The organism is Pseudomonas sp. S12(2018) (genome assembly GCF_024355235.1).
GTDB lineage: Bacteria > Pseudomonadota > Gammaproteobacteria > Pseudomonadales > Pseudomonadaceae > Aquipseudomonas > Aquipseudomonas palmensis.
The window spans coordinates 312,413-338,271 of record NZ_QLAD01000007.1 but is presented as its reverse complement, the minus strand read 5'-3'; the positions used below and the strand labels follow the sequence as shown (position 1 = coordinate 338,271).

Here is a 25,859-nt window from a genome sequence, read left to right as displayed (position 1 = left end):
TGTGAATACGGGATAGACTAGGCTTCTCGCGGGCCTTCGGCCATTTCGTTTTTCGAGCTTTTTTGATAAGTATTGCTTATGGATTTTCGCCAACTGCGTTATTTCGTCGCGGTGTACGAAGAAGGCCATGTGGGCCGGGCCGCCGAACGCCTTTCACTGTCGCAGCCAGCGCTGTCGCAGCAGATCCGCCAGCTCGAGCACAGCCTCGATGTGAGCCTGTTCGAACGGGGCAACAAGCGCCTGTTGCCAACCCTGGCCGCACACACCCTGTACAACCACGCCCTACCCCTGCTCGACGGCCTGCAACGCGCCCGCGAGGCGTTGCGCAACTTCCGCGGGCAGGCCTTGCGGACCCTGGCCATCGGCGTGCTGCAGACGGTACGGCCGAGCCTGGTGCCGCAACTGCTCGACCGCCTGCGCAAGGCGCAACCACACCTGGTGGTGCAGATCTACGAACTGTCGGGGCTGGAGATCGAACGGCGCCTGCTCAACGGCACCCTGGATATCGGCATCAGCTACCTGCCGCCGCGCCAGCCGGGCCTTCACGGCCTGCTGCTGTACGAAGACGAGCTGCAACTGGTGATCCCGCCCACGCACCCGCTGCGCGAATTCAAGAAAGTCTCGCTCAAGCAGGCCGCCGAACTGCCCATGCTGATGCTGGGCGAAGAGTTCCAGGTACGCCAGATCTGGCAGGCGCAACTGGCCAACCTCGGGCGCCGCCCGCAGGTGCAGGCCGAGATGAACAACATGGGCGGGATTCTCGACAGCCTGGCGCATACTTCGCTGGCAACCGTGTTGCCGGGGCGTGCGCGCGACGCCACGGACGATCCAGAGCTGCTCTGGAAGCCGCTGAGCGAGCCGCGGGTGCCACTGAAGGTAGGCCTGGTGTTTCGCGATGCGCAGCGCCAGCAGGCGTCGGTGGAGCTGCTGCGCAATCTGCTGGAGGAAGAGATCGACCCTCGCCAGATCGGCGGTTCACCTCTGGATGTGCTCGGCTAGAAAAAACCCGGGCAAAAGAAAACCCCGCCGAAGCGGGGTTTTGCAGACTGTTTCCCTGACATCCTTTTCGTCCCGCCGTCCTGGCAGGAAATCCTTCCGTGTCCCTGTTATGTACTGTGCGCATCCTGCGCGACGTCCATGAGGTGAAGATTAGCTGTGGATCCAATCTTACGGAAGAGGCCAAACGTCACCACGTCATGTAAGTAAATGCTTACATGACGCCGTCAGATCAAAACTGTTCCGCGTCGAGCAGGTACAACGACTCGCTGCCCGCCTTCACCGAAGCGCTGAGCGAGTGAATACGCGGCAGCAGGCGGGCGAAGTAGAAGCGCGCGGTGCCCAGCTTGCTGGCGTAGAAGTCGTCCTCACCCTGTTTGGCCAGGGCCGTGCGGGCCATCAGTGCCCACATGTAGGCATAGGCGGTGTAGCCAAAGGCGTGCAGGTACTCCACCGAAGCCGCGCCGATTTCGTTGGGGTTCGCCTTGGCGCGGTCGAGCACCCAGGCGGTCAGGTCGTCGAGGCTGTCCAGCGCCGTCTCCAGCGGTTTGACGAACTCGCCCAGCGCCGTGTCGGCGGTGGCGATGAAATGGCGGATCTCGTCGGCGAACAGTTTGTAGAACGCCCCGCCGCTACCCACCACCTTGCGGCCCATCAGGTCCAGGGCCTGGATGCCGTTGGTGCCTTCGTAGATCTGGGTGATGCGCACGTCGCGCACCAGTTGCTCCTGGCCCCACTCGCGAATGTAGCCATGGCCGCCGAACACCTGCTGGCCATGCACGGTCACTTCCAGGCCCAGATCGGTGAGAAACGCCTTGGACACCGGCGTCAGCAGCGCCACCAGGTCTTCGGCGCGCTTGCGGGCCTCGCGGTCTTCACTGAACTTGGCGGTATCGAGCTGCATCGCAACATAGGTGGAGAAAGCCCGGCCGCCTTCGTTCAGTGCCTTCATGGTCAGCAGCATGCGCCGCACGTCGGGGTGCACGATGATCGGGTCGGCAGTCTTGTCCTTGGCCTGGGGCCCGGTAGGTGCACGGCTCTGCAGGCGGTCGCGGGCGTATTCGATGGCGTTCTGGTAGGAACGCTCGGCCGAGGCCAGGCCCTGGATGCCGACCCCCAGGCGCTCGTAGTTCATCATGGTGAACATCGCTGCCAGGCCCTTGTTCGGCTCGCCGACCAGGTAGCCCACGGCGCTGTCGAAGTTCATCACGCAGGTGGCCGAGGCCTGGATGCCCATCTTGTGCTCGATGGAGCCACAGGTGGCCGGGTTGCGCTCGCCCAGGCTGCCATCGGGGTTGACCAGGAACTTGGGCACCAGGAACAGCGAGATGCCCTTGGGCCCGGCCGGGGCGTCAGGCAGCTTGGCCAGCACCAGGTGGATGATGTTCTCGGTCAGGTCGTGTTCGCCGCCGGTGATGAAGATCTTGGTGCCGGTGACCTTGTAGCTGCCGTCGGCCTGCGGCTCGGCGCGGGTACGGATGATGCCAAGGTCGGTGCCGGCGTGGGGCTCGGTCAGGCACATGGAGCCGGCCCAGACCCCGGCGTACATGTTGGGCAGGTACCGCGTCTTGAGCTCTTCGCTGGCATGGGCGTTGATCGACAGGCAGGCACCGGCGGTCAGCATCGGGTACAGGCCGAAGGCCAGGCTCGAGGAGTTGACCATTTCTTCGACCTGGGCAGAGATCACCTTGGGCATGCCCATGCCGCCATAGGCAGGGTCGCCGCCCACGCCCACCCAGCCACCATCGGCGTAGGTGCGGTAGGCATCGATGAAGCCGGCCGGGGTGCGCACGGCGCCGTTGTCCCAATGGCAGCCCTCTTCGTCGGCGCTGCGGCTCAGCGGAGCGATTCGCTGGCTGGTGACCTTGCCGGCTTCCTCGAGCACCGCCAGTGCGGTTTCTTCGTCGACCGCCTCGGCCAGCCCGGGCAGTTGTGCCCACAGCCGGGATACTTCGAAGACTTCGTTGAGGACGAAGCGCATATCGCGCAGGGGCGCTTTATAGTCAGCCATGGCAACCTCTCACACCTTGAGTCGGGACGGCCCCGCAGGGCCGCTACACAGTTGCGAGCCAGTGTAACCTAACAACTTTTGTGACACATAGGGTCATCTGGCGACCATATAGTCACTTCTGGTCACGCCGTGCGCACCGCTCCACGCTTGCTCTGGTGGCCGTAGGTCATGGTGCAGTTACGCCCCGCTCCCTTGGCACTGTACAGCGCCTGGTCGGCCGACTTGAGCACCTCATCGGGGCTGCGGTGCTCGGGCAGGCGCTCGGCGGCACCGATGCTGATGGTCACCGACACGCTGCTGGCCCCGGCCGCCCCACGGCGTTGTCGCCCCTGCTGGTCGTCCTGGGGGCGGCTGTCCTGGTTGCGCAGCTGGATATTGTAGTTGGCGATCACCTCGCGCACCGCCTCCAGGTGCGGCAGGCATTCCTCGATGGTCTTGGCCGCGAACACCAGGGCGAACTCCTCGCCGCCATAGCGGTAGGCGCGGCCCCCGCCGGTGACCTTGGACAGTTTGCTGGCCACCAGGCGCAGCACCTGGTCGCCCACGTCGTGCCCGTGGGTATCGTTGAATTTCTTGAAGTGGTCGACGTCGGTCATCGCCAGCACATAGTTGCGCCCCAGACGCTGCATGCGCTCGTTGAGCGCGCGGCGCCCCGGCAGGCCGGTGAGCTCGTCGCGAAACGCCATCTGGTAGGCCTCGTGGGAGACCGCGGCGGCGATCATCAGCATCACCTGGCTGCACATGATGTTCAGGGTGAAGGGCAGGATGAAGGTCTGCGGCAGCATCCAGAAGATCCCCATCAGACCGATCACCTGCGCCGCATGCAGCGGGCGCGGTTCGCGCAGGTACTGCACCACCAGCAGGATGAAGGCGAGCAGAAACACCGGGTAGGCCAGCTGGATCAGGCTCATCCACTGACCGTGCAGCGCCGGCCAGCGGATTTCCGCGAGCCAGTTGAGCAGCGCCTGCGGGTAGCTCTGCTCCAGCCCCAGCGCCGTGCTGCCGACCGCCAGCAGCACGGCAAAGCGCGCCACCATGTCCTGGAACAGGTGCGTGCGCTCCTGCCAGGCGCCGTACAGCGCAAACAGGATGGGCAGCAACAGGCACACCAGGTGGAACACCACGGCGGCGTCCTGGCGTACCACGCCATTGTCGCGGTAGTAGTCGGTCTGGGTGTCGAGCAGGAAGTAGGCGATATACACCGTGACCATCAGGAACAGTTCACGCTGACGGCGGTAGACCGTGCAGTAGGCCCCGCCCAGCAGCAGCACCAGGGTTGGCAGCACGTTGAACAGCGAGGTGAAGAAGACGTTGAGGTCTCTGACATAAGCAGCGGCGAGCCCCGACACCAGCAGGAACAGTGACGGCAGAAAATGGCTCAGTCGTACAGCGGATAAACGAAACAAGGGAATCTCCGACCCGGCAGATCAAGTAATGGCATTGTGCCTTTAATGTGTCGGCAGCGCACATGAATAGATGAATATGCCGGCAGCACTTGTAACGGCAGGGTAGGAGCAGGGCTTAGCACGTATTCGTTTCAGGTTCTGACTAGCGCATAAAAAAACCCGCCGGTAAGGGCGGGCTTTCTTGCTTCAGGCGATGACTCAGTACGAGAGGCCGAAGTGCTCTTCGTTCATGTCCATCAGGTTGCTCGCGCCCGACAGCATGGTTTCCACATGCGTGCGGGTCCGCGGCAGGATGCGCTGGAAGTAGAAGCGCGCGGTCTGCAGCTTGGCGGTGTAGAACGCCTCTTCGCTGGTGCCGGCAGCCAGTTTCTCGGCGGCCAGGCGCGCCATGTCGGCCCAGAAGTAGGCCAGGCAGGCGTAACCGGAGTACATCAGGTAGTCCACCGAGGCGGCACCGACTTCTTCGCGGTCCTTCATCGCGGCCATGCCGACCTTCATGGTCAGTTCGCCCCACTCCTTGTTCAACTTGGCCAATGGCGCGACAAACTCGCTGATGGCCTCGTTGCCTTCGTTGTTCTGGACGAACTTGTGCACGATCTTGGTGAAGCCCTTGAGCGCCTCGCCCTGGGTCATCAGCACCTTGCGGCCCAGCAGGTCCAGCGCCTGGATGCCGGTGGTGCCTTCGTACAGCATCGAGATGCGGCTGTCGCGAACGTTCTGCTCCATGCCCCACTCGGCGATGAAGCCGTGGCCGCCGTAGATCTGCACGCCGTGGTTGGCCGACTCGAAGCCGACTTCGGTCATGAACGCCTTGGCGATCGGGGTCATGAAGGCCAGCAGTGCGTCGGCCTTCTTCTTCTCTTCTTCGTCCTGGCTGTACTTGACGATGTCGACCTGCTTGGCGGTGAAGTACACCATCGCGCGGTTGCCTTCGGCGAAGGCTTTCATGGTCAGCAGCATGCGACGCACGTCCGGGTGGACGATGATCGGGTCAGCCGCCTTGTCCGGCGCCTTGGGGCCGGTCAGCGAACGCATCTGCAGGCGGTCGCGGGCATACTTCAGGCCACCCTGGAACGCCACTTCGGCGTGGGCCAGGCCTTGCAGCGCGGTACCCAGGCGAGCGGTGTTCATGAAGGTGAACATGCAGTTCAGGCCCTTGTTGGCCGGGCCGATCAGGTAGCCGGTGGCGGCGTCGAAGTTCATCACGCAGGTGGCGTTGCCGTGGATGCCCATCTTGTGTTCGATGGAGCCACAGGAAACGGCGTTGCGCTCGCCCACACCGCCTTCGGCGGTCGGCAGGAACTTGGGCACGATGAACAGCGAGATGCCTTTGGTGCCGGCCGGTGCATCGGGCAGGCGCGCCAGCACGATGTGCACGATGTTGTCGGCCATGTCGTGTTCACCGGCCGAGATGAAGATCTTGGTGCCGGTGACCTTGTAGGAACCGTCGGCCTGAGGTTCGGCCTTGGTGCGCAGCATGCCCAGGTCGGTACCGCAGTGCGGTTCGGTCAGGCACATGGTGCCGGTCCATTCGCCGGATACCAGCTTGGTCAGGTAGGTGTTCTGCTGCTCGGCGGTGCCGTGCTCGGAGATGGTGTTCATCGCGCCGTGCGACAGGCCCGGGTACATGCCCCACGACCAGTTCGACTCGCCGACCATTTCGCTGACCGCCAGGCCCAGCGACTCGGGCAGACCCTGGCCGCCGTGATCGACGTCATGGGCCAGGCTCGGCCAGCCGCCTTCGACGAACTGCTTGTAGGCTTCCTTGAAGCCGGTGGGGGTCTTAACGCCCGACTCGCTCCAGGTGCAGCCTTCCAGGTCGCCCACACGGTTCAGCGGGGCCAGTACCTGTTCACAAAACTTGGCGCCTTCCTCGAGGATCGCATCGACCATGTCGGGGGTGGCGTCCTGGCAAGCCGGCAGGCTCTGATAGTGCGCTTCGTAGCCCAGCAGTTCATCGCGAACGAAACGAATATCACGCAAGGGGGCTTTGTAATCAGGCATAGCGATGAACCTCTGCTGATGGATCCTTGAATAGGGAGACCGCGACATACACCGACCAGCTCTAGGCGGCTTTCGGTCAAACAGTTGTTTGAAACATACGTTTACGCCGAAACCTTGTCAAGCACCCCCATGAGGGCATTTCTGCCATGGCAGGCTACGCTCCGGCCCCGCTCGCCAGAACGCAGGCACGACAAGGCGCCCGGCCTTGGGCCAGGGCGTCGAGTCAGGATGTAGGGGTAAAACCGGGAAGATGCGAGCGCCGGCTGGCTCAGGCGTAGGTATCGATCAGCGTGCCGAGCATTTCGTCGGAGGCCTTGGCCACTTTGACACCCAGCTCGACCTGATGCTTGCCCAGGGCAAGTTCGACGGTGCTGGTGGCCAGGTCCATCTGCTGGCTGCGGTCGACCGAGCGCAGGCGTTCGGCCTGGTAGTCGCTGGACTGGCTGGTGGCAGCACGTTCGACAGTGGTGTTGGCGATCTGGCTGGCTGCCTGATCGACGCGGTTCTGGCCGCTCTGAATGGCGCCCAGGCCAGCATAGAATGCGGAACTGCCCGAGATTTCCATTTCAAACTCTCCAGGTGACGGAAGGCACAGATGACATCAACGGCCCCTATTGAAGCAGACAACCCGGCAAAAGGCCCGTCAAAAACACTAATGGCACAGTGCCCTTCAATAGACTCAGCCTAGTCGAGCAAATCCAGCTGCAGGTATGCGGCCACCGCCTCGGCGCTGGCCACCTTGAGTTTTGGCACCCGGCCCAGGCAGGGGGCCGGCAGGCGTTCGGCAAGCGAAGCCAGGTTCTCCTCCAGGCGCGAGGTGCGCGGCTCGATGATGTTCGCCACCCAGCCGGCCAGTTGCAGGCCATCGCGGGCAATCGCCTCGGCACTGAGCAGCGCATGGTTGATGCAACCCAGGCGCACGCCTACCACCAGGATCACCGGCAGCTTGAGCGCAATCGCCAGGTCCGACAGATTGGCCTGATCGGACAACGGCACCCGCCAGCCACCCGCCCCTTCGATCAGGGTGAAATCGGCGTTGTGCGCCAGCACCGTGCGCATCGGCGCCAGCAACGCCTGCACGCTCAGCGCAACACCCGCCTCGCGGGCCGCCAGGTGCGGGGCGATGGCGGGCTCGAAGGCAAAAGGGTTGAGCTGCGCATAGGGCAGCGTGAGGCTGCTTTGCGCGATCAGGGCCAGTGCATCGGCGTTGCGCAGGCCCTTGGGGGTCACCTCGCAGCCCGACGCTACCGGCTTGGCCCCAAGGGTACTCAGGCCGGCCAGACGTGCCGCATGCAGCAGGCCGGCGGCAATGGTGGTCTTGCCCACATCGGTATCGGTGCCGGCGATGAAATAGGCAGCATGCATCTCAATCCCCCTGGTGCTGCGGCTTGTGCAGTACCGCATAGACTACCTGATAGGTGGCGGGCAGTCCCTGCGGCTGGCGAAAGCGCTCGTAGGCCTGCAGCAGGCCCTGCATGCGTGCCCTGCCGGTCAGGCCGGCGGGGCGACCGGGGTTGAGGTTGTGTGCGCCCAGCGCCTTGAGCTCATGGGTCAGGCTGCGCACATCGGGGTAATGCAGTACATGGGGCCGGGCCTCCAGCCCGAGCACCTGCAGCCCGCTGTCGGCACACAGACGCTGGTAGTGCGCCAGAGGGCGGAAGCGATTGACGTGCACCAGCCCGTCCACCGCCTGCCAGCTTTCACGCAGCTCGAATAGCGTGCCCACGCACAGGCTGGCGAACGCCAGCACGCCCCCAGGCTGCAGAACCCGCTGCGCTTCACGCAGCACCGCAGCCAGGTCGGCGCACCACTGCACCGCCAGGCTGGAGAAGATCAGCCCGGCGCTGCCATCACGCAGCGGCAGACGCTCGGCATCGCCCGCCACATGGTAATGCGCACCCCCCAGCTCACGGGCATGCAGTAGCATGCCTTCGGCGATATCCACCGCCACACCCAGCCCTTGTGGATAACGTTGCTGCAAGTGCCGGCTGAAATGCCCGGTGCCACTGCCCAGATCGATCCAGCAACGCGGTTGCAACTCGGCGGGCAGCTGCGCCAGCAGATGAGCGCCCACCGCCCGCTGCAACGCGGCGACACTGTCGTAGCTGGCCGCAGCACGGGAAAACGAGGCCGCCACCTGGCGCTTGTCGGGCAAGGCGCCGGGCAGCCTGGGCAGGGAAAGATCAGTCATCGCCACTCTCGTGCAGGAAGGTCTTGATAAAGGTCGCCAACGCCTGGGCGTGCTCCAGCAGGAAGGCGTGGGCGCTGTCCTCGACAATGCCCACCTCGACGTCCTGCAGCAGTTCGAACAGCGCCTTGGCCGCCTCGACCGGCACCAGCGCGTCGCTGCCTGCGAACAGGTGCAACTGCGGGCCGCCGAAGTTGCTCAGCGCAGCCCGGGTATCGAGTTGCCGCAATACCTCCAGGCCCGTGGCCAGGTACAGCGGGTCGGTTGCCGGCACCCCCACCTCCAGCAACCGCGCCAGCCTGCGCGGCGCCTGGGCGCCCTGGCTGCACAGCGACTTGAAGCGCTTGAGCGTCACTTGCGTATGGCTACGGCAACCGTCGAGAAAGGTATTGAAGGTGTCGGTCGGCATGCCATGGGGCCAGTCCGCACGGGCCACGAAGCTGGCGTTGCTGCCCAGCGTCACCAGCCCGCAGCAGTGATCGCCGCGTCGCGCCGCCAGCTCGGCGGCGAGCATGCCGCCCAGCGACCAGCCTCCCAGCCAGGTGTCGGTAGGCAACGTGCGGTCCAGGTGATCCAGCCATACAGGCACGTCACTGCCATCCAGCTCCGGCAGAGGCACCAGCTCCACATGCAGCTTGGCATCCAGGGCGCGCAAGCTCGCGGCCAGCGGCTCCAGTGCAGCGGTACCCAGACCCCAGCCCGGCAACAGAATCAGTCGATCACGCATCAGCAGGCTCCAGCAGCGAATGACACTCGGCCAATGCATTCAACAATAGCTGTACCTGCGCGGCGCTGTGGGCGGCGGTCAGGGTCACGCGCAGCCGGGCACTGCCGGCCGGCACCGTCGGTGGACGGATCGCCGTGACCATCAGCCCGCGTTCGCGCAACATCGCCGACAGCCGCATGGCCCTTGCGGCATCGCCGATCAGAATCGGCTGGATCGGCGTGAAACTGTCCATCAGGTGCAGGCCGATCTGCTCGGCGCCCTGACGGAACTGGCGGATCAGCGCCGCCAGGTGCTCGCGGCGCCAGTGCTCGTCACGCAGCAGTTGCAGGCTCCTGAGCGTGGCGCAGGCAAGGGCCGGTGGCTGGCTGGTGGTATAGATGTACGGGCGGGCGAACTGGATCAGGCACTCGATCAGTTCCTCACTGCCGGCGACGAACGCACCGGCGGTACCGAAGGCCTTGCCCAGGGTGCCGACCAGCACCGGTACCTGCCCCATGTCCAGGCCGAAATGCTCCACCACGCCACCGCCGTGGCGGCCCAGGGTGCCGAAGCCATGGGCATCGTCGACCATCAGCCAGGCGCCCCTGGCCTGCGTCTGGGCAGCCAGCGCCGGCAGGTCGGCGATGTCGCCATCCATGCTGAACACGCCATCGGTGACCACCAGCGCATTGCCGGTGGCCTTGTCCAGGCGCTTGCCGAGGCTGTCGGCATCGTTGTGCAGGTAGCGGCTGAAGCGCGCACCACTGAGCAACCCGCCATCCAGCAGCGAAGCATGGTTGAGGCGATCCTGCAGCACGCTGTCGCCCTGCCCCACCAGCGCGGTCAACGCACCCAGGTTGGCCAGGTAGCCGGTGGTGAACAGGAGAGCGCGCGGGCGACCGGTAAACTCGGCCAGGGCCAGTTCCAGTTCATGGTGCGGCGAGCTGTGGCCGATCACCAGGTGCGACGCCCCGCCGCCCACGCCCCAACGCTCAGCGCCGGCACGCCAGGCGTCGATCACCTCGGGGTGGTTGGCCAGGCCCAGGTAGTCGTTGCTGCAAAACGCCAGCAACGGCGTGCCGTCCACCATCACCTGCGGCCCCTGCGGGCTCTGCAGCAGGGGGCGCTGGCGATACAGCGCCGCAGCGCGCCGTTGTTCCAGGCGCGCACTCAGATCAAAGCTCATGGCGACCTCAGGCGGAGGCGGCGTCGTAGAACAGCTCGCTGCTCTTCTGCTCGATCAGCGCCTGCTCGATGGCCGCCTGGTGCACCTCGTCGGCGTGCTCTTCGCGCGCTTCAGGCTGAATGCCCAGGCGCGCGAACAGTTGCATGTCCTTGTCGGCCTGCGGGTTGGCGGTGGTCAGCAGCTTCTCGCCGTAGAAGATCGAGTTGGCCCCGGCGAAGAAGGCCAGTGCCTGCATCTGTTCGTTCATCGCCTCGCGCCCGGCCGACAGGCGCACATGGGACTGCGGCATGAGGATGCGCGCCACTGCCAGCATGCGGATGAAGTCGAACGGGTCGACGTCTTCGGCATTCTCGAGCGGCGTGCCCGCCACCTTCACCAGCATGTTGATCGGCACCGATTCGGGGTGCTCCGGGAGGTTGGCCAGCTGGATCAGCAGCCCGGCGCGGTCGTCCAGCGATTCGCCCATGCCCAGGATCCCCCCCGAACAGATCTTCATCCCGGCATCGCGCACATAGGCCAGGGTCTGCAGGCGCTCGCCGTAGGTGCGGGTGGTGATGATGCTGCCGTAGAACTCCGGCGAGGTGTCCAGGTTGTGGTTGTAGTAGTCCAGGCCGGCCTGGGCCAGGGCCACGGTCTGCTCCTGGTCGAGCTTGCCCAGGGTCATGCAGGTTTCCAGGCCCAGGGCCTTGACCCCTTTGACCATCTGCAGCACGTAGGGCATGTCCTTGGCCGACGGGTGCTTCCACGCCGCGCCCATGCAGAAGCGCGTGGAGCCGATGGCCTTGGCCCGGGCGGCCTCCTCCAGCACCTTCTGCACCTCCATCAGCTTCTGTTTTTCCAGGCCGGTGTTGTAGTGACCGGACTGCGGACAATATTTGCAATCTTCCGGGCATGCGCCGGTCTTGATCGACAGCAAGGTCGAGACCTGAACGCGGTTGGCGTCGAAATGCGCGCGGTGAACGGTCTGCGCCTGAAACAGCAGGTCGTTGAACGGTAGCTGGAACAGTGCTTTGACTTCGGCCAGGGACCAGTCGTGACGAAGCGTTGCAGTTGTGCTGGCGCTCATGGGTGTTTCCTTGTTTAGGCTTGTACTGGCGCCGGGACAGGAAAGCCCGCCAGCGCATCACGGATAGCTCGCATAGTTAAGGAAGCGCCATGCACTGTCAACCACACCTTAAACAACTGGTTTACAACTGGCTAAATATCAACCAAACGTGTTTGCTGTGCGATGAACCTGCCCAGCAGTCACACCCCATTTGCGTGGCCTGCGAGGCCGAACTGCCCTGGCTGGAAGAATGCTGTCGAACCTGCGCGCTGCCCTTGCCGATGCATGGCCTGACCTGCGGCCAGTGCAGCCGCCGCCCACCCGCCTTCACCCGGGTCGAGGCGCCCTGGCACTACGGCTTTCCGGTGGATGCACTGATCACCCGCTTCAAGCACCAGCGCCAGTGGCCGCTGGGCCGATTGCTGGCGCAACTGCTGGGCAACTGGCTTGCCTACCGCTTTGCCGAAGACCTGCCGCGGCCCGGCCTGCTGTTGCCGGTACCGCTGGCGCGCCGGCGCCTGCGCGAACGCGGCTTCAACCAGGCTGCGATGCTTGCCCAGTGGTTGGCCGGGCAGTTGGAGATCGCCTGCGAGCCACGTCTGCTCCAACGCCCGCAAGAAACGGCGGCCCAGCAGGGGCTGACGGCCAAGGCGCGCAAGCGCAACCTGCGCCACGCCTTTGCCCTGGCCGATTCGGCGGCGATCAGGGGGCAGCATGTGGCGATCGTCGACGATGTGCTCACCACCGGCGCCACTGCGCAGGCATTGGCCAGCCTGTTGCGGGCGGCGGGTGCCACGCGGGTGGACGTATACTGCCTGGCACGCACGCCCAAGCCCGGCGGCGCTTGACTTGCGCCGGGGCGGCGGGCACTTTCTGGGCCATCCCTGCCCCGACTGCGTGCCCACCCATGTCCCTGCCTGCCCTGTTGACCCAACATATCGTCCGTCGCCCGCAACGCATCGCCCTGCTTGCCCACATCGCCGAGCAGGGGTCGATCACCCGGGCGGCCAAGAGCGCCGGCATCAGCTACAAGGCCGCGTGGGATGCCATCGACGAGCTCAACAACCTGGCCGCCAGCCCGCTGGTGGAACGCAGCGTGGGCGGGCGCGGCGGCGGTGGGGCGAAACTGTCGCTGGAGGGGCAGCGGGTGTTGCGCCTGTACCAGAAGCTGCAACTGTTGCAGGCGCAGGTGCTGGAAGCGGACGAAGACTCCGACGATCTCGACCTGCTCGGGCGCCTGATGCTGCGCACCAGTGCGCGCAATCAGTTGCATGGGCGGGTCAGCGCCATTCGCGCGCAGGGCCGCATCGACACCGTGGAGCTGACCCTGGCCGGGGGGCTGCGCATCGAGGCACAGATCACCCATGACAGCACCTTGCGCCTGGAGCTGGAACCGGGCACGCCGGTGGTGGCGCTGATCAAGGCCGGCTGGCTGGAGGTGGCGATGCCCGGGCCGGCGCAGGTCAACCAGTTGAGCGCCGTGGTACAGGAACTGATCGATGACCCGCAAGGGACTACCGAGGTGCGCCTGAGCCTGAGCAACGGCCAGACGCTGTGCGCATTTGCCGAGCCGCAGTGGCTGCTGGACAACCGGGTGGCGGTAGGCAGTGAAGTGGCAGTGCGGTTCTCGCCGGCGTATGTGCTGCTGGGTACGCCGCTCTAGATTATTGGGGCTGCAGCACAGCCCATCGCGGGTCAAGCCCGCTCCCACAGGTTCAGCGATTTCCTTGTGGGAGCGGGCTTGACCCGCGATGGGGCATGCAGCGTCCCCGGGGTGCTGTACCATGGCTCTCATACGCCCGGCCACCCGTCGCGCTGCAGGAGTTCCCATGTCACACCCCTTCGATACCCTTACCCCCGACCTGGTCCTGGACGCTGTCGAAAGCATCGGCTTTCTCAGCGACGCTCGTGTTCTGGCACTCAACAGCTACGAGAACCGTGTCTACCAGGTGGGCATCGAAGACGCCGAACCGCTGATCGCCAAGTTCTATCGCCCCGGCCGCTGGAGCAACGCGGCGATTCTCGAGGAGCACGCCTTCACCGCCGAACTGGCCGACTGCGAAGTCCCCGTGGTCGCCCCGCTGGTGCACAACGACCAGAGCCTGTTCGAGCATGCAGGCTTTCGCTTCACACTGTTCCCGCGCCGTGGCGGCCGCGCGCCGGAGCCGGGCAACCTCGACCAGCTGTACCGCCTCGGCCAGTTGCTCGGTCGCCTGCACGCGGTCGGTGCCACGCGCCCGTTCGAACACCGTGAAGCGCTGGGCGTGGCCAACTTCGGTCACGCCTCCCTCGCCACCCTGCTCGAAGGCAACTTCGTGCCGCGCAGCCTGCTGCCGGCCTACGAGTCGGTGGCCCGCGACCTGCTCAAGCGCGTGGAGGACGCCTACGCCCGCACCCCATACAAGAGCATCCGCCTGCACGGCGACTGCCACCCCGGCAACATGATGTGCCGCGATGAGGTGTTCCACATCGTCGACCTGGACGACTGCCGCATGGGCCCCGCCGTGCAGGACCTGTGGATGATGCTCGCCGGCGATCGTCACGAGCGCCTGGGCCAGCTGGCCGAACTGATGGATGGCTACAACGACTTCCACGATTTCGACCCCCGCGAACTGGCCCTGATCGAACCGCTGCGCGCCCTGCGCCAGCTGCACTACAGCGCCTGGCTGGCGCGCCGCTGGGACGACCCGGCGTTCCCGCGCAGCTTCCCGTGGTTTGGCAGCGAACGCTACTGGGGCGACCAGGTCCTGGCCCTGCGTGAGCAGACCGCCGCACTGGCCGAAGAGCCGCTGAAATTGTTCTAGAACCTGCTGCCAGTCTGTCTACAATAGCCGGGTTTTAGATAGCTGCCTAAGCAAGGAATCAGCATGCAAGCCGCCAACCCGCGCCGCGGGTACATACTGGGCCTGACCGCCTACATCATCTGGGGCTTGTTCCCCATCTATTTCAAAGCCCTGCAGAACGTGCCCGCCGTGGAAATCATCGTGCATCGGGTGCTGTGGTCGGCCCTGTTCGGCTCGATCCTGCTGCTTTTCTGGAAGCACCCGGGCTGGTGGCGCGAACTGCGCGACAACCCGCGGCGCCTGGCAATCCTGGCCCTGAGCGGATCGCTGATCGCGGGCAACTGGCTGACCTATGTATGGTCGGTGAACAACGGGCGCATGCTCGAGGCGAGCCTGGGTTACTACATCAACCCGCTGGTCAACGTGCTGCTGGGCATGTTGCTGCTGGGCGAGCGTCTGCGCCGCCTGCAGTGGGTGGCGGTAGGCCTGGCGGCAGTGGGTGTGGCGCAGCAGGTGTGGCAGGTGGGCAGCTTGCCATGGGTGTCGCTGGTACTGGCGCTGAGCTTCGGCTTCTACGGGCTGATCCGCAAGCAGGCGCCAGTGGCGGCGTTGCCGGGGCTGGTGGTGGAAACCTGGATGCTGGTACCGCTGGCCATCGGCTGGCTGCTGCTCAACCCCATGGCCCACAGCGCCCAGGCCAGCTTCTACAGCACCAGCGACGCGCTGTGGCTGGCCGCCGCCGGGCCCGTCACGCTGATACCGCTGGTGTGCTTCAACGCCGCCGCGCGGCATCTGCCTTACACCACCCTGGGCTTTCTGCAGTACCTGGCGCCGACCCTGGTGCTGCTGCAGGCGGTGCTGCTGTTCGACGAACACCTGTCGAGCAGCACCCTGGTGGCATTCATGTTCATCTGGGCCGGCCTGGCACTGTACAGCGTGGATGCCTGGCTGAGCATTCGCCGGCGCACCTGAGCGCTACGCCACCCCCTACGCCGACTCTTCGGGGCGCAGCTTGAGCTCCACCATCAGGTCGTCGGCCAGGGCCTCCAGGCGCTTTTGCAGGTCATCCAGCGACAGCGTCAGCGGCAGGGCCAGCAGCGCATCGGCGTGAAACAGCGGCTCGCTGCTCATCGGCGCGGGCCGCACGTCGGTACTGAAGCGCTCCAGGTTCACCCCCTGTTCGGCCAGCAGCCGGGTGATGTCGCGCACGATGCCGGGGCGATCGTTGCCCACCAGCTCCATCGCGATCGGCTTCCAGGTGCACGACGGCTCGATGCCGCTTTCGGCGATCAGCACGCGAATCCCGTGCTTGCCCAGCGCCTGCAACGCCTCCACCAGTTCGTCATAGGATTCGGCCGGTACCGCGACGCGCAGGATGCCGGCGAATTGCCCTGCCATGCGCGACATGCGACTCTCCAGCCAGTTGCCGTTATGCTCGGCGATGCATTCGGCCACCCGCTCCACCTGGCCGGCGCGGTCAGGGGCAATCACGGTCAAGACAAGATGATCCACGCGCCAGTCCTCTCTCCAGCCCCCGAATACCGGGGGCGCCGATCAAGTATAGGCAAGGCGCGGCAACCTGCCGCAGCGGGCTCGAACAACAAATCGTGTACTGTTTTTAGATTTATCTGGAACAATTCACTCGATTTTTGAGAACATGCCCGCTCCCAGAACGACGTTTTGCGACCAAATGGTCGCAAAACGGCGTATTTAGTCTGATTTTCCCAAGCGCAGCGCTTCATGTAGTATGCCGCGACGCGCACTACAAAAATGTTGAAACAAGAGCTGAATAGCTGAGCAGAGTGAGGCAAGCAATGACTGAACACGTTCAAGTCGGTGGCCTTCAGGTCGCCAAAGTCCTGTTCGACTTCGTGAACAACGAAGCCATTCCCGGAACCGGCGTCAACGCCGAGCAGTTCTGGATCGGGGCAGAGAAGATCATCAACGACCTCGCTCCAAAGAACAAAGCCCTGCTGGCCAAGCGTGACACCCTGCAGGCGCAGATCGACGCCTGGCACCAGGCGCGCAAGGGCCAGGCCCACGATGCTCCGGCTTACAAGGCCTTCCTCCAGGAGATCGGCTACCTGCTGCCAGAAGCGGCGGACTTCCAGGCCTCCACCCAGAATGTCGATGACGAGATCGCTCGCATGGCCGGCCCGCAGCTGGTAGTGCCGGTGATGAACGCACGCTTCGCCCTCAACGCCTCCAACGCCCGCTGGGGCTCGCTGTACGACGCGCTGTACGGCACCGACGCCATCAGCGAAGCCGGTGGCGCCGAGAAGGGCAAGGGCTACAACAAGGTACGCGGCGACAAGGTCATCGCCTTCGCCCGCGCCTTCCTCGACGAGTCTGCGCCACTGGCGGCCGGCTCCCACGTCGATGCCACCCGCTACAGCATTGCCGATGGCAAGCTGGTGGTCACCCTCAAGGGTGGCAGCAACAGCGGCCTGCGCGACGACGCGCAACTGGTCGGCTACCAGGGCGATGCCACGGCCCCTGTCGCCGTGCTGCTGAAAAACAACGGCCTGCACTTCGAAATCCAGATCGATGCCAGCACCCCGGTCGGCCAGACCGACGCCGCTGGGGTCAAGGACGTGCTGATGGAAGCCGCCCTGACCACCATCATGGACTGCGAAGACTCCGTGGCCGCGGTGGATGCCGACGACAAGGTGGTGATCTACCGCAACTGGCTGGGCCTGATGAAGGGCGACCTGGCCGAAAGCGTGAGCAAGGCCGGCCAGACCTTCACCCGCACCATGAACCCGGACCGCGAGTACACCGCGCCCAATGGCGGCTCGCTGAGCCTGCATGGCCGTTCGCTGCTGTTCGTGCGCAACGTCGGTCACCTGATGACCATCGACGCGATCCTCGACAAGGATGGCAACGAAGTGCCCGAAGGCATCCTCGATGCGCTGGTCACCAACCTGGCTGCGGTGCACAACCTCAACGGCAACACCACCCGCAAGAACAGCCGTACCGGCTCGGTGTACATCGTCAAGCCGAAGATGCACGGCCCTGAAGAAGCCGCCTTCACCAACGAGCTGTTCGGTCGCGTCGAAGACGTGCTGGGCCTCAAGCGCAACACCCTGAAGGTCGGCATCATGGACGAGGAGCGCCGTACCACGGTCAACCTCAAGGCTTGCATCCAGGCCGCCAGCGAGCGCGTGGTGTTCATCAACACCGGCTTCCTCGACCGTACCGGCGACGAGATCCACACCTCCATGGAAGCGGGCGCCGTGGTGCGCAAGGGCGCCATGAAAACCCAGAAGTGGATCGGTGCCTACGAGAACAACAACGTCGACGTGGGCCTTGCCACCGGCCTGCAGGGCCGCGCGCAGATCGGCAAGGGCATGTGGGCCATGCCTGATCTGATGGCCGACATGCTCGAGCAGAAGATCGCCCACCCACTGGCCGGTGCCAACACCGCCTGGGTGCCGTCGCCGACCGCCGCCGCGCTGCACGCGCTGCACTATCACAAGGTCGACGTGTTCGCCCGCCAGGCGGAGCTTGCCAAGCGTGCGCCGGCCTCGGTCGACGATATCCTGACCATTCCGCTGGCCACCGACACCAACTGGTCGGACGAAGAGATCCGCAACGAACTGGACAACAATGCCCAGGGCATTCTGGGCTATGTAGTGCGCTGGATCGACCAGGGCGTGGGTTGCTCGAAAGTGCCGGACATCAACGATGTGGGCCTGATGGAAGACCGCGCCACCCTGCGGATTTCCGCGCAGTTGCTGGCCAACTGGCTGCGTCACGGCATCATCAGCGAGGCGCAGGTGATCGAAGGCCTCAAGCGCATGGCGCCGGTGGTCGACAAGCAGAACGCCAACGACCCGCTGTACCGCCCGATGGCACCGGACTTCGACAGCAACATCGCCTTCCAGGCGGCGGTCGAGCTGGTGATCGAGGGTGCGAAGCAGCCGAACGGTTATACCGAGCCGGTACTGCATCGCCGTCGTCGCGAGTTCAAGGCGCGCAACGGGCTGTAAGCTCGTTACAGCGCTGCCTGACGCACCCCTTCGCTGGCAAGCCAGCGAAGGGGTTCAGCCGATGCCCAGCTCATGCCTCACCAGCTTCACCAGCTTTTCCAGCTTCTCCTGGTCGAGCGGCTTGAGCAGAAAGTCGACCACGCTCAGGTGCATTGCCGCAATCGCGTCCTGCACCTTGGCATCGCCCGACACGATGATGATCGGCAACGCGGCCTGGTCCGACTCACGAATCTGCTCGATGAACTCGATGCCCCCCACCGGCTGCATGCGCAGGTCGGTAATCAGCAGCCCGATCCTGGGTTCGCGCTTGAGGTAGTCGAACGCCACCGTGGTGTTTTCTGCGGCAAGGCAACGAATGCCATGGGCCTTCAAGTAACTCGCCAGCGCTTCGCGCGACCCTTTGTCGTCTTCGACGATCAGCACCTTGGGCAGCGCGGTCCCGCGCGCAGTCACGCTCGCCAGCGCCTTGCGCTCGGCTTCGCTCAGTATGTCGTCGGCTTCGGGCATGGCTGTTCCATCGTAAAAATATCCGTTGAATCAAGTTCAGACCGCAAACGCATGTGCCGCAACCCGCCTTTCGTCGGATAATTGACGCTTACCCGCTTTAGACAAACGTCCAATGGGCACTGCGCACCCCGCGGCCGACCATGCAGCACGATAAAAACAAATGCTCGGCCCTCGGCGCCGACGCACAGATGCGGTAAAGCTCATGAGCAAGATGGACGCCTTCGACCAGGCCGGCAAAACCGCAGTACTGCAGAATATTCACGGCACCATGCAGTTCCTGCAACGCTTTCCTCCCTTCAACCAGATGGAAAACGCCCACCTGGCGTACCTGGTGGAACAATGCCAGCTGCGCTTCTACGCCAGCGGTGAGAGCATCATCAAGCCTGCCGACGGACCCGTCGAGCACTTCTACATCGTCAAGCAGGGACGCGTGGTGGGCGAGCGCAACCATGCCGCCACCGGCACCGAGACCACCTTCGAGATCACCGGAGGCGAGTGCTTCCCGCTGGCCGCCCTGCTGGGCGAGCGTGCCACCCGTACCGAACACCTGGCCGCCGAAGACACCTTCTGCCTGCAACTGAACAAGGCGGCGTTCATCCGCCTGTTCGCACTCTCAGAAGTGTTTCGGGATTTTGCCCTGCGGGGCGTCAGCAGCCTGCTCGACCAGGTCAACCAGCAGGTCCAGCGCCGCGCAGTTGAAACCCTCGGCAACCAGTATTCGCTCAATACCCGCCTGGGTGAGCTGGCCATGCGTCATCCGGTCACCTGCGCCCCAGATACGCCCGTACGCGAGGCCGTACGCCTGATGCACGAGCAGCAGGTGGGCAGCATCGTGATCGTCGACGAGCAGCGCGCACCGGTCGGCATCTTCACCCTGCGCGACCTGCGCCAGGTGGTGGCCGATGCCAGTGCCGACTTCGCCGCGCCGATCGCCGCGCACATGACCGCCGCGCCTTTCTACCTCAGCCCCCAGGCCAGCGCCTTCGACGCCGCCATCGCGATGACCGAGCGCCATATCGCCCATGTGTGCCTGGTGCAGGACCAGCGCCTGTGCGGGGTGGTCTCCGAGCGCGACCTGTTCTCGCTGCAGCGGGTCGACCTGGTGCACCTGGCGCGCACCATCCGTCACGCCGCGCGGGTCGAGAACCTGGTGTCGCTGCGCGGCGAGATCGGCCAGCTGGTCGAGCGCATGCTCGCCCATGGCGCCTCGTCCACCCAGATCACCCACATCATCACCCTGCTCAACGACCACACCGTGTGCCGGGTGATCGAACTGGCGATCCAGGACAAGGGCGACCCCGGCGTGCCGTTCAGCTGGCTGTGCTTCGGCAGCGAAGGCCGCCGCGAACAGACCCTGCACACCGACCAGGACAACGGCATCCTGTTCGAGGCACGCGACGCGGCCCAGGCTGCCGAGATCCGCGCCCGCCTGCTGCCGCTGGCGCAGCACATCAACCAGGGCCTGGCGCAGTGCGGCTTCACCCTGTGCAAGGGCAACATCATGGCCGGCAACCCCGAGCTGTGTCTGTCGAGGGCCGAGTGGGCACGGCGCTTTGCCGCGTTCATCCGCGAAGCCACCCCCGAGAACCTGCTGGCCTCGAGCATCTATTTCGACCTGCGCGTGGTGTGGGGCGACGAACAGGCGTGCGAACAACTGCGCCAGGGCATCCTCGACCAGGTCGCCGACAACCGCCTGTTCCAGCGCATGATGGCCGCCAACGCCCTGCGCCAGCGCCCGCCCGTGGGGCGCTTTCGCGAGTTCGTGCTGACCCGCAGCGGCAACGACAAGGCCGCCACCCTCGACCTCAAGGTGCAGGGCCTCACGCCCTTCGTCGACGGCGCGCGCCTGCTGGCGCTGGCCAATGGCGTGCACGCCAACAACACGCTGGAGCGCCTGCGCCAGCTGGTAGGCAAGGAAGTGATCGACCCGCTCGATGGCGGCGCCTATGAAGAGGCCTACCACTTCATCCAGCAGACCCGCATGCAGCAGCACCAGTTGCAGACCCGCCAGAACCTGCCCTACTCCAACCGCGTCGACCCCGACAGCCTCAACGACCTGGACCGGCGCATCCTGCGCGAATCGCTGCGCCAGGCCCAGCGTCTGCAAAGCAGCCTGGCCCTGCGCTACCAACTATGAGCTACCTGTCATGAGCCTGTTCGCCTGGCTGCGCCCCAGCCAACCCGCACTGGACGCCGCCCAGCAGCAGCGTCTGGCCCAACTGCCCGGCCCCGCCCCGCTGCAGGACCACACCCTGCGCGCCCAGCGCTGGGTGGTGCTGGACCTGGAAACCACCGGTCTGAACCTGAACCGCGACCAGGTGCTGTCGATTGGCGCGGTGGTGATCGAGGACGGCGCCATCGACTTCAGCCAGCAGTTCGAGCGCACCCTGCACCGGCATGACCACAAGCCGGGCCCCAGCGTGCTGATCCATGGCCTGGGGCCCAGTGCGATTGCCGCCGGCTGCGTGCCGGCCGATGCACTGCTCGACCTCATGGCGTTCATCGGCGACAGCCCGCTGCTGGCGTTCCACGCCGGCTTCGACCAGCGCATGCTCAGCCGCGCCCTGAAGGACAGCCTGGGCTACCGCCTGCAGCACCCGTTCATCGACGTGGCCGAGCTGGCCCCGCTGCTCAACCCCGACGTGGTGTTGCGTGACGCCGGGCTCGACGACTGGACCGCGCACTTCGGCCTGCAGGCCGGTGAACGCCACCACGCCAGCGCCGATGCACAGGTCACTGCCGAACTGGCACTGATCCTGTTCAGCCAGGCGCGACGCCAGCACATCGACAGCCCGCTGCTGCTGGAGCATCGCCTGCAAGGCTGGCGCCGGCGACGGCAACACAGCCACGGCTTCTGACCAGCCCCGGATACGTCATCCGATGAGCGTTAATTGCACAGTGCCAGCGGCTCTGACACAATCGCGAATAATTCTCGTTAGTTAACGCATCTATTCCGGGGAACACCTTGTCGTCAGTGCAAAGCCCACACGGTGAGCTGGTTGGTGCGCTGTACCGTGACCATCGCGGCTGGCTGCTGGGCTGGCTGCGGCGCAACGTCGCCTGTGCCGAGCGCGCCGAAGACCTGAGCCAGGACACCTTCGTGCGCCTGCTCGGGCGCGAGCAGCTGCCCGCACCACGCGAGCCGCGGGCGTTCCTGGCCGCGGTGGCGCGCGGCCTGCTGTTCGACCACTTTCGCCGGGCGGCACTGGAGCAGGCGTACCTCGCCGAACTGATGCTGATCCCCGAAGCCGAGCAGCCGTCACCGGAAGAACAGCACCTGATCCTCGAAGACCTCAAGGCCATCGACCGCCTGCTGGGCAAGCTGTCGAGCAAGGCGCGCGCCGCGTTCCTGTACAACCGCCTCGACGGCATGGGCCATGCCGAGATCGCCGAGCGCCTGGGCGTGTCGGTGTCGCGGGTGCGCCAGTACCTGGCCCAGGGCATGCGCCAGTGCTATGTGGCGCTGTACGGCGAGCCGACATGAACGGCTTCAGTAGCAGGCCGGTATCGGCCAAGGTGCTCGATGCCGCCATCGCCTGGCAGCTGTGCCTGGATGCGGGCAGCGCCGAGGAGCGTGCCGATTTCGAGCGCTGGCACGCGGCAGACGAAGAACATGCGCGGGCCTGGATGCAGCTGGGCATGCTCAACCAGCGCTTCGCCGCAGCGGCCGGCCCGGCGCGCAAGGCCCTGGGCGAAACCCGGGCCGGCCTGCGCCAGCGCGTGCGCAAGCTGGGCAGCGGGCTGGCCAGCATCGTGCTGGTGGGCGGCCTGCTCGGCTGGCTGAGTACCCACCAGAGCCTGGACTACTGGCTGGCCGACCAGCGCACGGCCACCGGCGAGCAGCGCAGCCTGCGCCTGGAGGACGGCACCCTGCTCAGCCTCAACACCCATTCGGCGGTGGATGTTCGCTTCGATGGCCAGCAGCGCCTGATCGTGCTGCGCGAGGGCGAGATTTCCATCGAGACCGGGCACAAGGATGACCGTCCGTTCATCGTCGCCACGGCCGACGGGCGCCTGCGTGCACTGGGCACACGCTTCCTGGTGCGCCTGGAAAACCAGGGCACGCGCCTGAGCGTGTTGCAGTCGGCGGTGGCGGCCAAGCCGCAGGACAGCGGCGACGAGCAGATCGTGCGCGAAGGCCAGCAGGTGATGATGAGCCACGACCAGCTGGGCAGCATCGATCCGCTGGCCCTGGGCGCCGACGCCTGGACCCACGGCATGCTGGTGGTCGACAACGTGCGCCTGGATGCGCTGGTGCAGGAGCTGGGGCGTTACCGCAGCGGCTACCTGGGGGTGTCGCCGGAGGTGGCCGGGTTGCGCATTACCGGCAGCTTCCCGCTGCACGACACCGACCTTGCGCTGCAGTCGCTGCTGCCGACCTTGCCGGTGCAGGTGCAAAAGCGCACGCCATGGTGGGTGACGATCGTGGCCAAGGGCGAGACCCCGTAAAACGCCTTCGCCTGCAACGCCCTCCTGCAGGAGCGGGCGTTGCCGGCGAAGGCCTCAACATTATTTTTTGCCCACCCCCTGACACTTTTCCCTTTTCACTCGGCATGGAAGCTAGTTAGCACTATTGCGCCGAGGAACCGCTGCATGTCCCGTCCCCTTGAAAAGCTGTTGCGTCATTGCCTGCTGACCCTGGCCCTGACCAGCACCGCCGCCATCGCCGCCGAATCGAGCGCCGCGCGCAGCTACAGCCTGCCCGCCGGGCCGTTGTCGACCACCCTCAACCTGATCGCCAGCCAGGCCGGCATTGCCCTGACCCTGGACCCGAGCCTGGCCAGCGGACGCACCTCGGCGCCGGTCAGCGGCCAGTACGACGGCCTCGGCGCCCTGCAGGCCGCCCTGCGCGGCACCGGCCTGCAACTGCAGCAGAGCAGCGCCGGCAGCTACAGCCTGATCGCCGCCCCCGAAGGCAGCCTGGCCCTGCCGGAAACCAGCATCAACGCCGCCGGCGACTACGAGAGCGCCTGGGGCCCGACCACCGGCTACGTCGCCACCCGCACCGCCGCCGGCACCAAGACCGACACCCCGATCGTCGAGGCGCCACGCTCGATGTCGGTCATCACCCGCGAACAGCTCGACCAGCGCCAGGTGCTCAACCTCAACGACGCGCTGCGTTACACCGCGGGCGTGCAAAGCAGCGGCTACGGCTCGGACTCGCGCGCCGACTGGCTGCGCGTGCGCGGCTTCGACCCCACCCAGTTTCTCGACGGCCTGCCGCTGCCCAAGGGTTCGTTCGCCAACCCCAAGGTCGAACCCTGGAACCTGGAACGCATCACCGTACTGCGCGGCCCGGCCTCTTCGGTGTATGGCCAGACCCCGCCCGGCGGCATGCTCGACATGCTCAGCCGACGCCCGCAGGCCGAAAGCGTGCACCAGATCGAAGCCCAGGTCGGCAGCAACGAACACCGGCAGATCAACTTCGACAGCACCGGCAAGATCGACGACGCCGGCCAGTTTCTGTACCGCGTCAGCGGCGTGGTACGCGACAGCAACGCACCGGTCGACCATATTCCCGACAAGCGCTACAACCTCGCCCCCAGCCTGACCTGGAACGTCGACGACGACACCAGCCTGACCTTCATCTCGCAGTTCACCCGCGACGATACCGGCATCACCGGGCAGTTCCTGCCCTTGCAGGGCACCCGGCTGGCCTCGCCTGCCGGGGCAAAGATTTCCCACCACAAGAACCTCGGTGAGCCGGACTGGGATTTCTACGACCGCACCTACTACGCCCTGGGCTACGCCTTCGAGCACCGCCTCGACGACGTATGGCAGCTGCGCCAGAACCTGCGCTACACCAAGAGCGACCTGTCGTTCCGCGCGGTCAACGTGGCCACCTTCAATACCGTAGAACCCGACGGCACGGTCAACCGCGAGGCCGGGATCGTCAACGAAGACATCAGCCAGTTCGCCGTCGACAACAACCTGCAGGCCAACTTCAGCACCGGCGCGCTGGAGCACACCCTGCTGCTGGGCCTGGACCACCAGCGCTCCAACACCAACTACCAGTGGCTGTATGGCGGCTCGTACAACTACGACGCCAACGGCAACATCAGCGGCATCAACGTGCCGCCAATCAGCGTGATCCGACCGGTGTATGGCGCCGACATGTCCAACGTGAACTACTTCGCACTGCAGGACTACGGCCAGAAAACCCGCCAGACCGGCGTCTACGTGCAGGACCAGATCGCCCTGGACAACTGGCGCCTGACCCTGGGCGGGCGTGAGGACTGGATTCACACCGGCACCACCTTCCACAACAAGGGCGACGCCACCAGCACCCAGCGCGACAAGGCCTTCACCGGCAACGTGGGCCTGAGCTACGTGTTCGACAACGGCCTCACCCCGTACCTGTCCTACACCGAGTCGTTCCAGCCGACCACCGGCGCCAACGTGGATGCAGCACAGTCGTTCAAGCCCACCGAAGGCCGCCAGTACGAAGTGGGCGTCAAGTTCCAGCCGGTGGGCAGCAACACCCTGCTGACCGCAGCCGCCTACGACCTGCGCCAGAGCAACGTGAAGGTCACCGAAGGCAGCATCTCTCGCAGTGTCGGTGAATTGCAGGTGCGCGGCATCGAGCTGGAAGCCACCAGCGCCATCACCGACAACCTCAAACTGGTCGGCTCCTACACCTACACCGATACCGAGATCCGCAAGGGCGTGCCTGGCGAAGTCGGCAACCGCATGGCGCTGATCCCGCGCAACCAGGCCACCCTGTGGGCCGACTACACCTGGCACGCCGGCCCGCTGGACGGCTTCGGCATGGGCGCCGGGGTTCGCTATGTCGGCGATACCTACGGCAACACCGCCAACACCGAGGTGGCGCATGTAGGCTCCTACACCGTGTACGACGCTACCGTGCACTACGACCTGGGTCGCCTGGACAGCAGCATGAAGGGGCTGAGCGTGGCGGTGGAAGCCAAGAACCTGTTCAACAAGGACTACCTGGCCAACTGCGACGGGTTCTGGTGCTACTACGGCGACCAGCGCAACGTGGTCGCCAGCGTGAACTACGCGTTCTAGGGCCAA

Annotated in this window: 22 protein-coding genes; 11 read left to right on the top strand and 11 right to left on the bottom strand. The window is 65.4% G+C overall.

Annotated elements, in window-relative coordinates; genetic code table 11:
* The first annotated feature begins 78 nt into the window (after nt 1–78).
* Nucleotides 79–999, top strand: coding sequence for a LysR family transcriptional regulator (locus DN388_RS18615; RefSeq protein ID WP_255001560.1), 921 nt, complete (start codon nt 79–81; stop codon nt 997–999).
* Nucleotides 1,000–1,228: 229 nt separating this feature from the next.
* On the opposite strand, the gene DN388_RS18610 is transcribed toward DN388_RS18615, so the two are convergent.
* From DN388_RS18610 to bioB, 9 genes are all read right to left on the bottom strand, one after another.
* The gene (locus DN388_RS18610; protein ID WP_054915975.1) at nt 1,229–3,007 is read right to left on the bottom strand and encodes an acyl-CoA dehydrogenase C-terminal domain-containing protein; all 1,779 of its coding nucleotides are present in this window, start codon (nt 3,005–3,007) and stop codon (nt 1,229–1,231) included.
* 122 nt (nt 3,008–3,129) lie between these two features.
* Nucleotides 3,130–4,413, bottom strand: coding sequence for a GGDEF domain-containing protein (locus tag DN388_RS18605; protein WP_043863685.1), 1,284 nt, complete (start codon nt 4,411–4,413; stop codon nt 3,130–3,132).
* 198 nt (nt 4,414–4,611) lie between these two features.
* Nucleotides 4,612–6,417 (bottom strand): phenylacyl-CoA dehydrogenase, encoded by a 1,806-nt coding sequence (locus tag DN388_RS18600; RefSeq protein WP_043863684.1) that lies wholly within the window; start codon nt 6,415–6,417, stop codon nt 4,612–4,614.
* 268 nt (nt 6,418–6,685) lie between these two features.
* Nucleotides 6,686–6,982 (bottom strand): hypothetical protein, encoded by a 297-nt coding sequence (locus DN388_RS18595; protein ID WP_043863683.1) that lies wholly within the window; start codon nt 6,980–6,982, stop codon nt 6,686–6,688.
* A 119-nt stretch (nt 6,983–7,101) separates the two neighbouring features.
* Nucleotides 7,102–7,782 carry a dethiobiotin synthase gene (gene bioD, locus DN388_RS18590; RefSeq protein ID WP_043863682.1) on the bottom strand — a complete coding sequence of 227 codons (681 nt, stop codon included), beginning with the start codon at nt 7,780–7,782 and terminating at the stop codon, nt 7,102–7,104.
* 1 nt (nt 7,783) lies between these two features.
* Nucleotides 7,784–8,608: a malonyl-ACP O-methyltransferase BioC gene (gene bioC / locus DN388_RS18585; RefSeq protein ID WP_236177171.1), complete on the bottom strand. Its 825-nt coding sequence runs from the start codon at nt 8,606–8,608 to the stop codon at nt 7,784–7,786.
* On the bottom strand, nt 8,601–9,332 hold the full coding sequence (locus DN388_RS18580) for an alpha/beta fold hydrolase (RefSeq protein ID WP_255001555.1): 732 nt from the start codon (nt 9,330–9,332) through the stop codon (nt 8,601–8,603). The genes bioC and DN388_RS18580 overlap by 8 nt, the downstream gene beginning before the upstream one ends.
* Nucleotides 9,325–10,497 carry an 8-amino-7-oxononanoate synthase gene (bioF, locus tag DN388_RS18575; RefSeq protein ID WP_255001554.1) on the bottom strand — a complete coding sequence of 391 codons (1,173 nt, stop codon included), beginning with the start codon at nt 10,495–10,497 and terminating at the stop codon, nt 9,325–9,327. The genes DN388_RS18580 and bioF overlap by 8 nt, the downstream gene beginning before the upstream one ends.
* 7 nt (nt 10,498–10,504) lie before the next feature.
* Nucleotides 10,505–11,563: a biotin synthase BioB gene (gene bioB, locus DN388_RS18570; protein ID WP_043863678.1), complete on the bottom strand. Its 1,059-nt coding sequence runs from the start codon at nt 11,561–11,563 to the stop codon at nt 10,505–10,507.
* Nucleotides 11,564–11,652: 89 nt separating this feature from the next.
* Between bioB and DN388_RS18565 the strand changes: the two genes are divergently transcribed.
* From DN388_RS18565 to rarD, 4 genes are all read left to right on the top strand, one after another.
* Nucleotides 11,653–12,390, top strand: coding sequence for a ComF family protein (locus tag DN388_RS18565; RefSeq protein ID WP_116052350.1), 738 nt, complete (start codon nt 11,653–11,655; stop codon nt 12,388–12,390).
* Between the two features lie 59 nt (nt 12,391–12,449).
* On the top strand, nt 12,450–13,205 hold the full coding sequence (locus tag DN388_RS18560; protein ID WP_255001553.1) for a TOBE domain-containing protein: 756 nt from the start codon (nt 12,450–12,452) through the stop codon (nt 13,203–13,205).
* Between the two features lie 166 nt (nt 13,206–13,371).
* Nucleotides 13,372–14,346: a serine/threonine protein kinase gene (locus tag DN388_RS18555; RefSeq protein WP_255001552.1), complete on the top strand. Its 975-nt coding sequence runs from the start codon at nt 13,372–13,374 to the stop codon at nt 14,344–14,346.
* A gap of 63 nt (nt 14,347–14,409) precedes the next feature.
* Nucleotides 14,410–15,297, top strand: a complete 888-nt coding sequence (gene rarD / locus DN388_RS18550) for an EamA family transporter RarD (RefSeq protein WP_054915981.1) — start codon at nt 14,410–14,412, stop codon at nt 15,295–15,297.
* Between the two features lie 15 nt (nt 15,298–15,312).
* Here rarD and DN388_RS18545 read toward each other — a convergent pair whose 3' ends face one another.
* Complete coding sequence (locus DN388_RS18545) at nt 15,313–15,837, bottom strand: glycine cleavage system protein R (RefSeq protein ID WP_058541817.1); 525 nt, start codon at nt 15,835–15,837, stop codon at nt 15,313–15,315.
* A gap of 302 nt (nt 15,838–16,139) precedes the next feature.
* Here DN388_RS18545 and DN388_RS18540 point away from each other — a divergent pair, with 302 nt between their 5' ends.
* Nucleotides 16,140–18,317 carry a malate synthase G gene (locus tag DN388_RS18540; protein WP_043863672.1) on the top strand — a complete coding sequence of 726 codons (2,178 nt, stop codon included), beginning with the start codon at nt 16,140–16,142 and terminating at the stop codon, nt 18,315–18,317.
* Between the two features lie 54 nt (nt 18,318–18,371).
* Here the strand turns inward: DN388_RS18540 and DN388_RS18535 are convergent, their stop codons facing one another.
* The gene (locus DN388_RS18535; RefSeq protein ID WP_054915983.1) at nt 18,372–18,824 is read right to left on the bottom strand and encodes a response regulator; all 453 of its coding nucleotides are present in this window, start codon (nt 18,822–18,824) and stop codon (nt 18,372–18,374) included.
* Between the two features lie 202 nt (nt 18,825–19,026).
* Between DN388_RS18535 and DN388_RS18530 the strand changes: the two genes are divergently transcribed.
* The 5 genes from DN388_RS18530 to DN388_RS18510 all read left to right on the top strand — a co-directional run bounded on the left by DN388_RS18530 (nt 19,027) and on the right by DN388_RS18510 (nt 25,853).
* Entirely contained in the window at nt 19,027–20,961 is a 1,935-nt protein-coding gene (locus DN388_RS18530) for a DUF294 nucleotidyltransferase-like domain-containing protein (RefSeq protein WP_043863670.1), read from the top strand.
* 10 nt (nt 20,962–20,971) lie between these two features.
* A complete protein-coding gene (locus DN388_RS18525; protein WP_043863669.1) occupies nt 20,972–21,682 on the top strand; it encodes a PolC-type DNA polymerase III in 711 nt (236 codons plus the stop codon).
* A 107-nt stretch (nt 21,683–21,789) separates the two neighbouring features.
* The gene (locus DN388_RS18520) at nt 21,790–22,308 is read left to right on the top strand and encodes an RNA polymerase sigma factor (protein WP_043863668.1); all 519 of its coding nucleotides are present in this window, start codon (nt 21,790–21,792) and stop codon (nt 22,306–22,308) included.
* The gene (locus tag DN388_RS18515) at nt 22,305–23,273 is read left to right on the top strand and encodes a FecR domain-containing protein (RefSeq protein ID WP_123753448.1); all 969 of its coding nucleotides are present in this window, start codon (nt 22,305–22,307) and stop codon (nt 23,271–23,273) included. Before DN388_RS18520 ends, DN388_RS18515 begins: the two co-directional genes overlap by 4 nt.
* A 144-nt stretch (nt 23,274–23,417) precedes the next feature.
* On the top strand, nt 23,418–25,853 hold the full coding sequence (locus tag DN388_RS18510) for a TonB-dependent siderophore receptor (RefSeq protein WP_255001547.1): 2,436 nt from the start codon (nt 23,418–23,420) through the stop codon (nt 25,851–25,853).
* Nucleotides 25,854–25,859: the final 6 nt, after the last annotated feature.

Bases quoted from the DNA above. Each gene is read 5' to 3' on its own strand.
- DN388_RS18615 (WP_255001560.1), top strand. From the start codon at position 79: ATGGATTTTCGCCAACTGCGTTATTTCGTCGCGGTGTACGAAGAAGGC.
- DN388_RS18610 (WP_054915975.1), bottom strand. From the start codon at position 3,007: ATGGCTGACTATAAAGCGCCCCTGCGCGATATGCGCTTCGTCCTCAAC.
- DN388_RS18600 (WP_043863684.1), bottom strand. From the start codon at position 6,417: ATGCCTGATTACAAAGCCCCCTTGCGTGATATTCGTTTCGTTCGCGAT.
- DN388_RS18595 (WP_043863683.1), bottom strand. From the start codon at position 6,982: ATGGAAATCTCGGGCAGTTCCGCATTCTATGCTGGCCTGGGCGCCATT.
- bioD (WP_043863682.1), bottom strand. From the start codon at position 7,782: ATGCATGCTGCCTATTTCATCGCCGGCACCGATACCGATGTGGGCAAG.
- bioC (WP_236177171.1), bottom strand. From the start codon at position 8,608: ATGACTGATCTTTCCCTGCCCAGGCTGCCCGGCGCCTTGCCCGACAAG.
- DN388_RS18580 (WP_255001555.1), bottom strand. From the start codon at position 9,332: ATGCGTGATCGACTGATTCTGTTGCCGGGCTGGGGTCTGGGTACCGCT.
- bioF (WP_255001554.1), bottom strand. From the start codon at position 10,497: ATGAGCTTTGATCTGAGTGCGCGCCTGGAACAACGGCGCGCTGCGGCG.
- bioB (WP_043863678.1), bottom strand. From the start codon at position 11,563: ATGAGCGCCAGCACAACTGCAACGCTTCGTCACGACTGGTCCCTGGCC.
- DN388_RS18565 (WP_116052350.1), top strand. From the start codon at position 11,653: ATGCACTGTCAACCACACCTTAAACAACTGGTTTACAACTGGCTAAAT.
- DN388_RS18560 (WP_255001553.1), top strand. From the start codon at position 12,450: ATGTCCCTGCCTGCCCTGTTGACCCAACATATCGTCCGTCGCCCGCAA.
- DN388_RS18555 (WP_255001552.1), top strand. From the start codon at position 13,372: ATGTCACACCCCTTCGATACCCTTACCCCCGACCTGGTCCTGGACGCT.
- rarD (WP_054915981.1), top strand. From the start codon at position 14,410: ATGCAAGCCGCCAACCCGCGCCGCGGGTACATACTGGGCCTGACCGCC.
- DN388_RS18540 (WP_043863672.1), top strand. From the start codon at position 16,140: ATGACTGAACACGTTCAAGTCGGTGGCCTTCAGGTCGCCAAAGTCCTG.
- DN388_RS18535 (WP_054915983.1), bottom strand. From the start codon at position 18,824: ATGCCCGAAGCCGACGACATACTGAGCGAAGCCGAGCGCAAGGCGCTG.
- DN388_RS18530 (WP_043863670.1), top strand. From the start codon at position 19,027: ATGAGCAAGATGGACGCCTTCGACCAGGCCGGCAAAACCGCAGTACTG.
- DN388_RS18525 (WP_043863669.1), top strand. From the start codon at position 20,972: ATGAGCCTGTTCGCCTGGCTGCGCCCCAGCCAACCCGCACTGGACGCC.
- DN388_RS18515 (WP_123753448.1), top strand. From the start codon at position 22,305: ATGAACGGCTTCAGTAGCAGGCCGGTATCGGCCAAGGTGCTCGATGCC.
- DN388_RS18510 (WP_255001547.1), top strand. From the start codon at position 23,418: ATGTCCCGTCCCCTTGAAAAGCTGTTGCGTCATTGCCTGCTGACCCTG.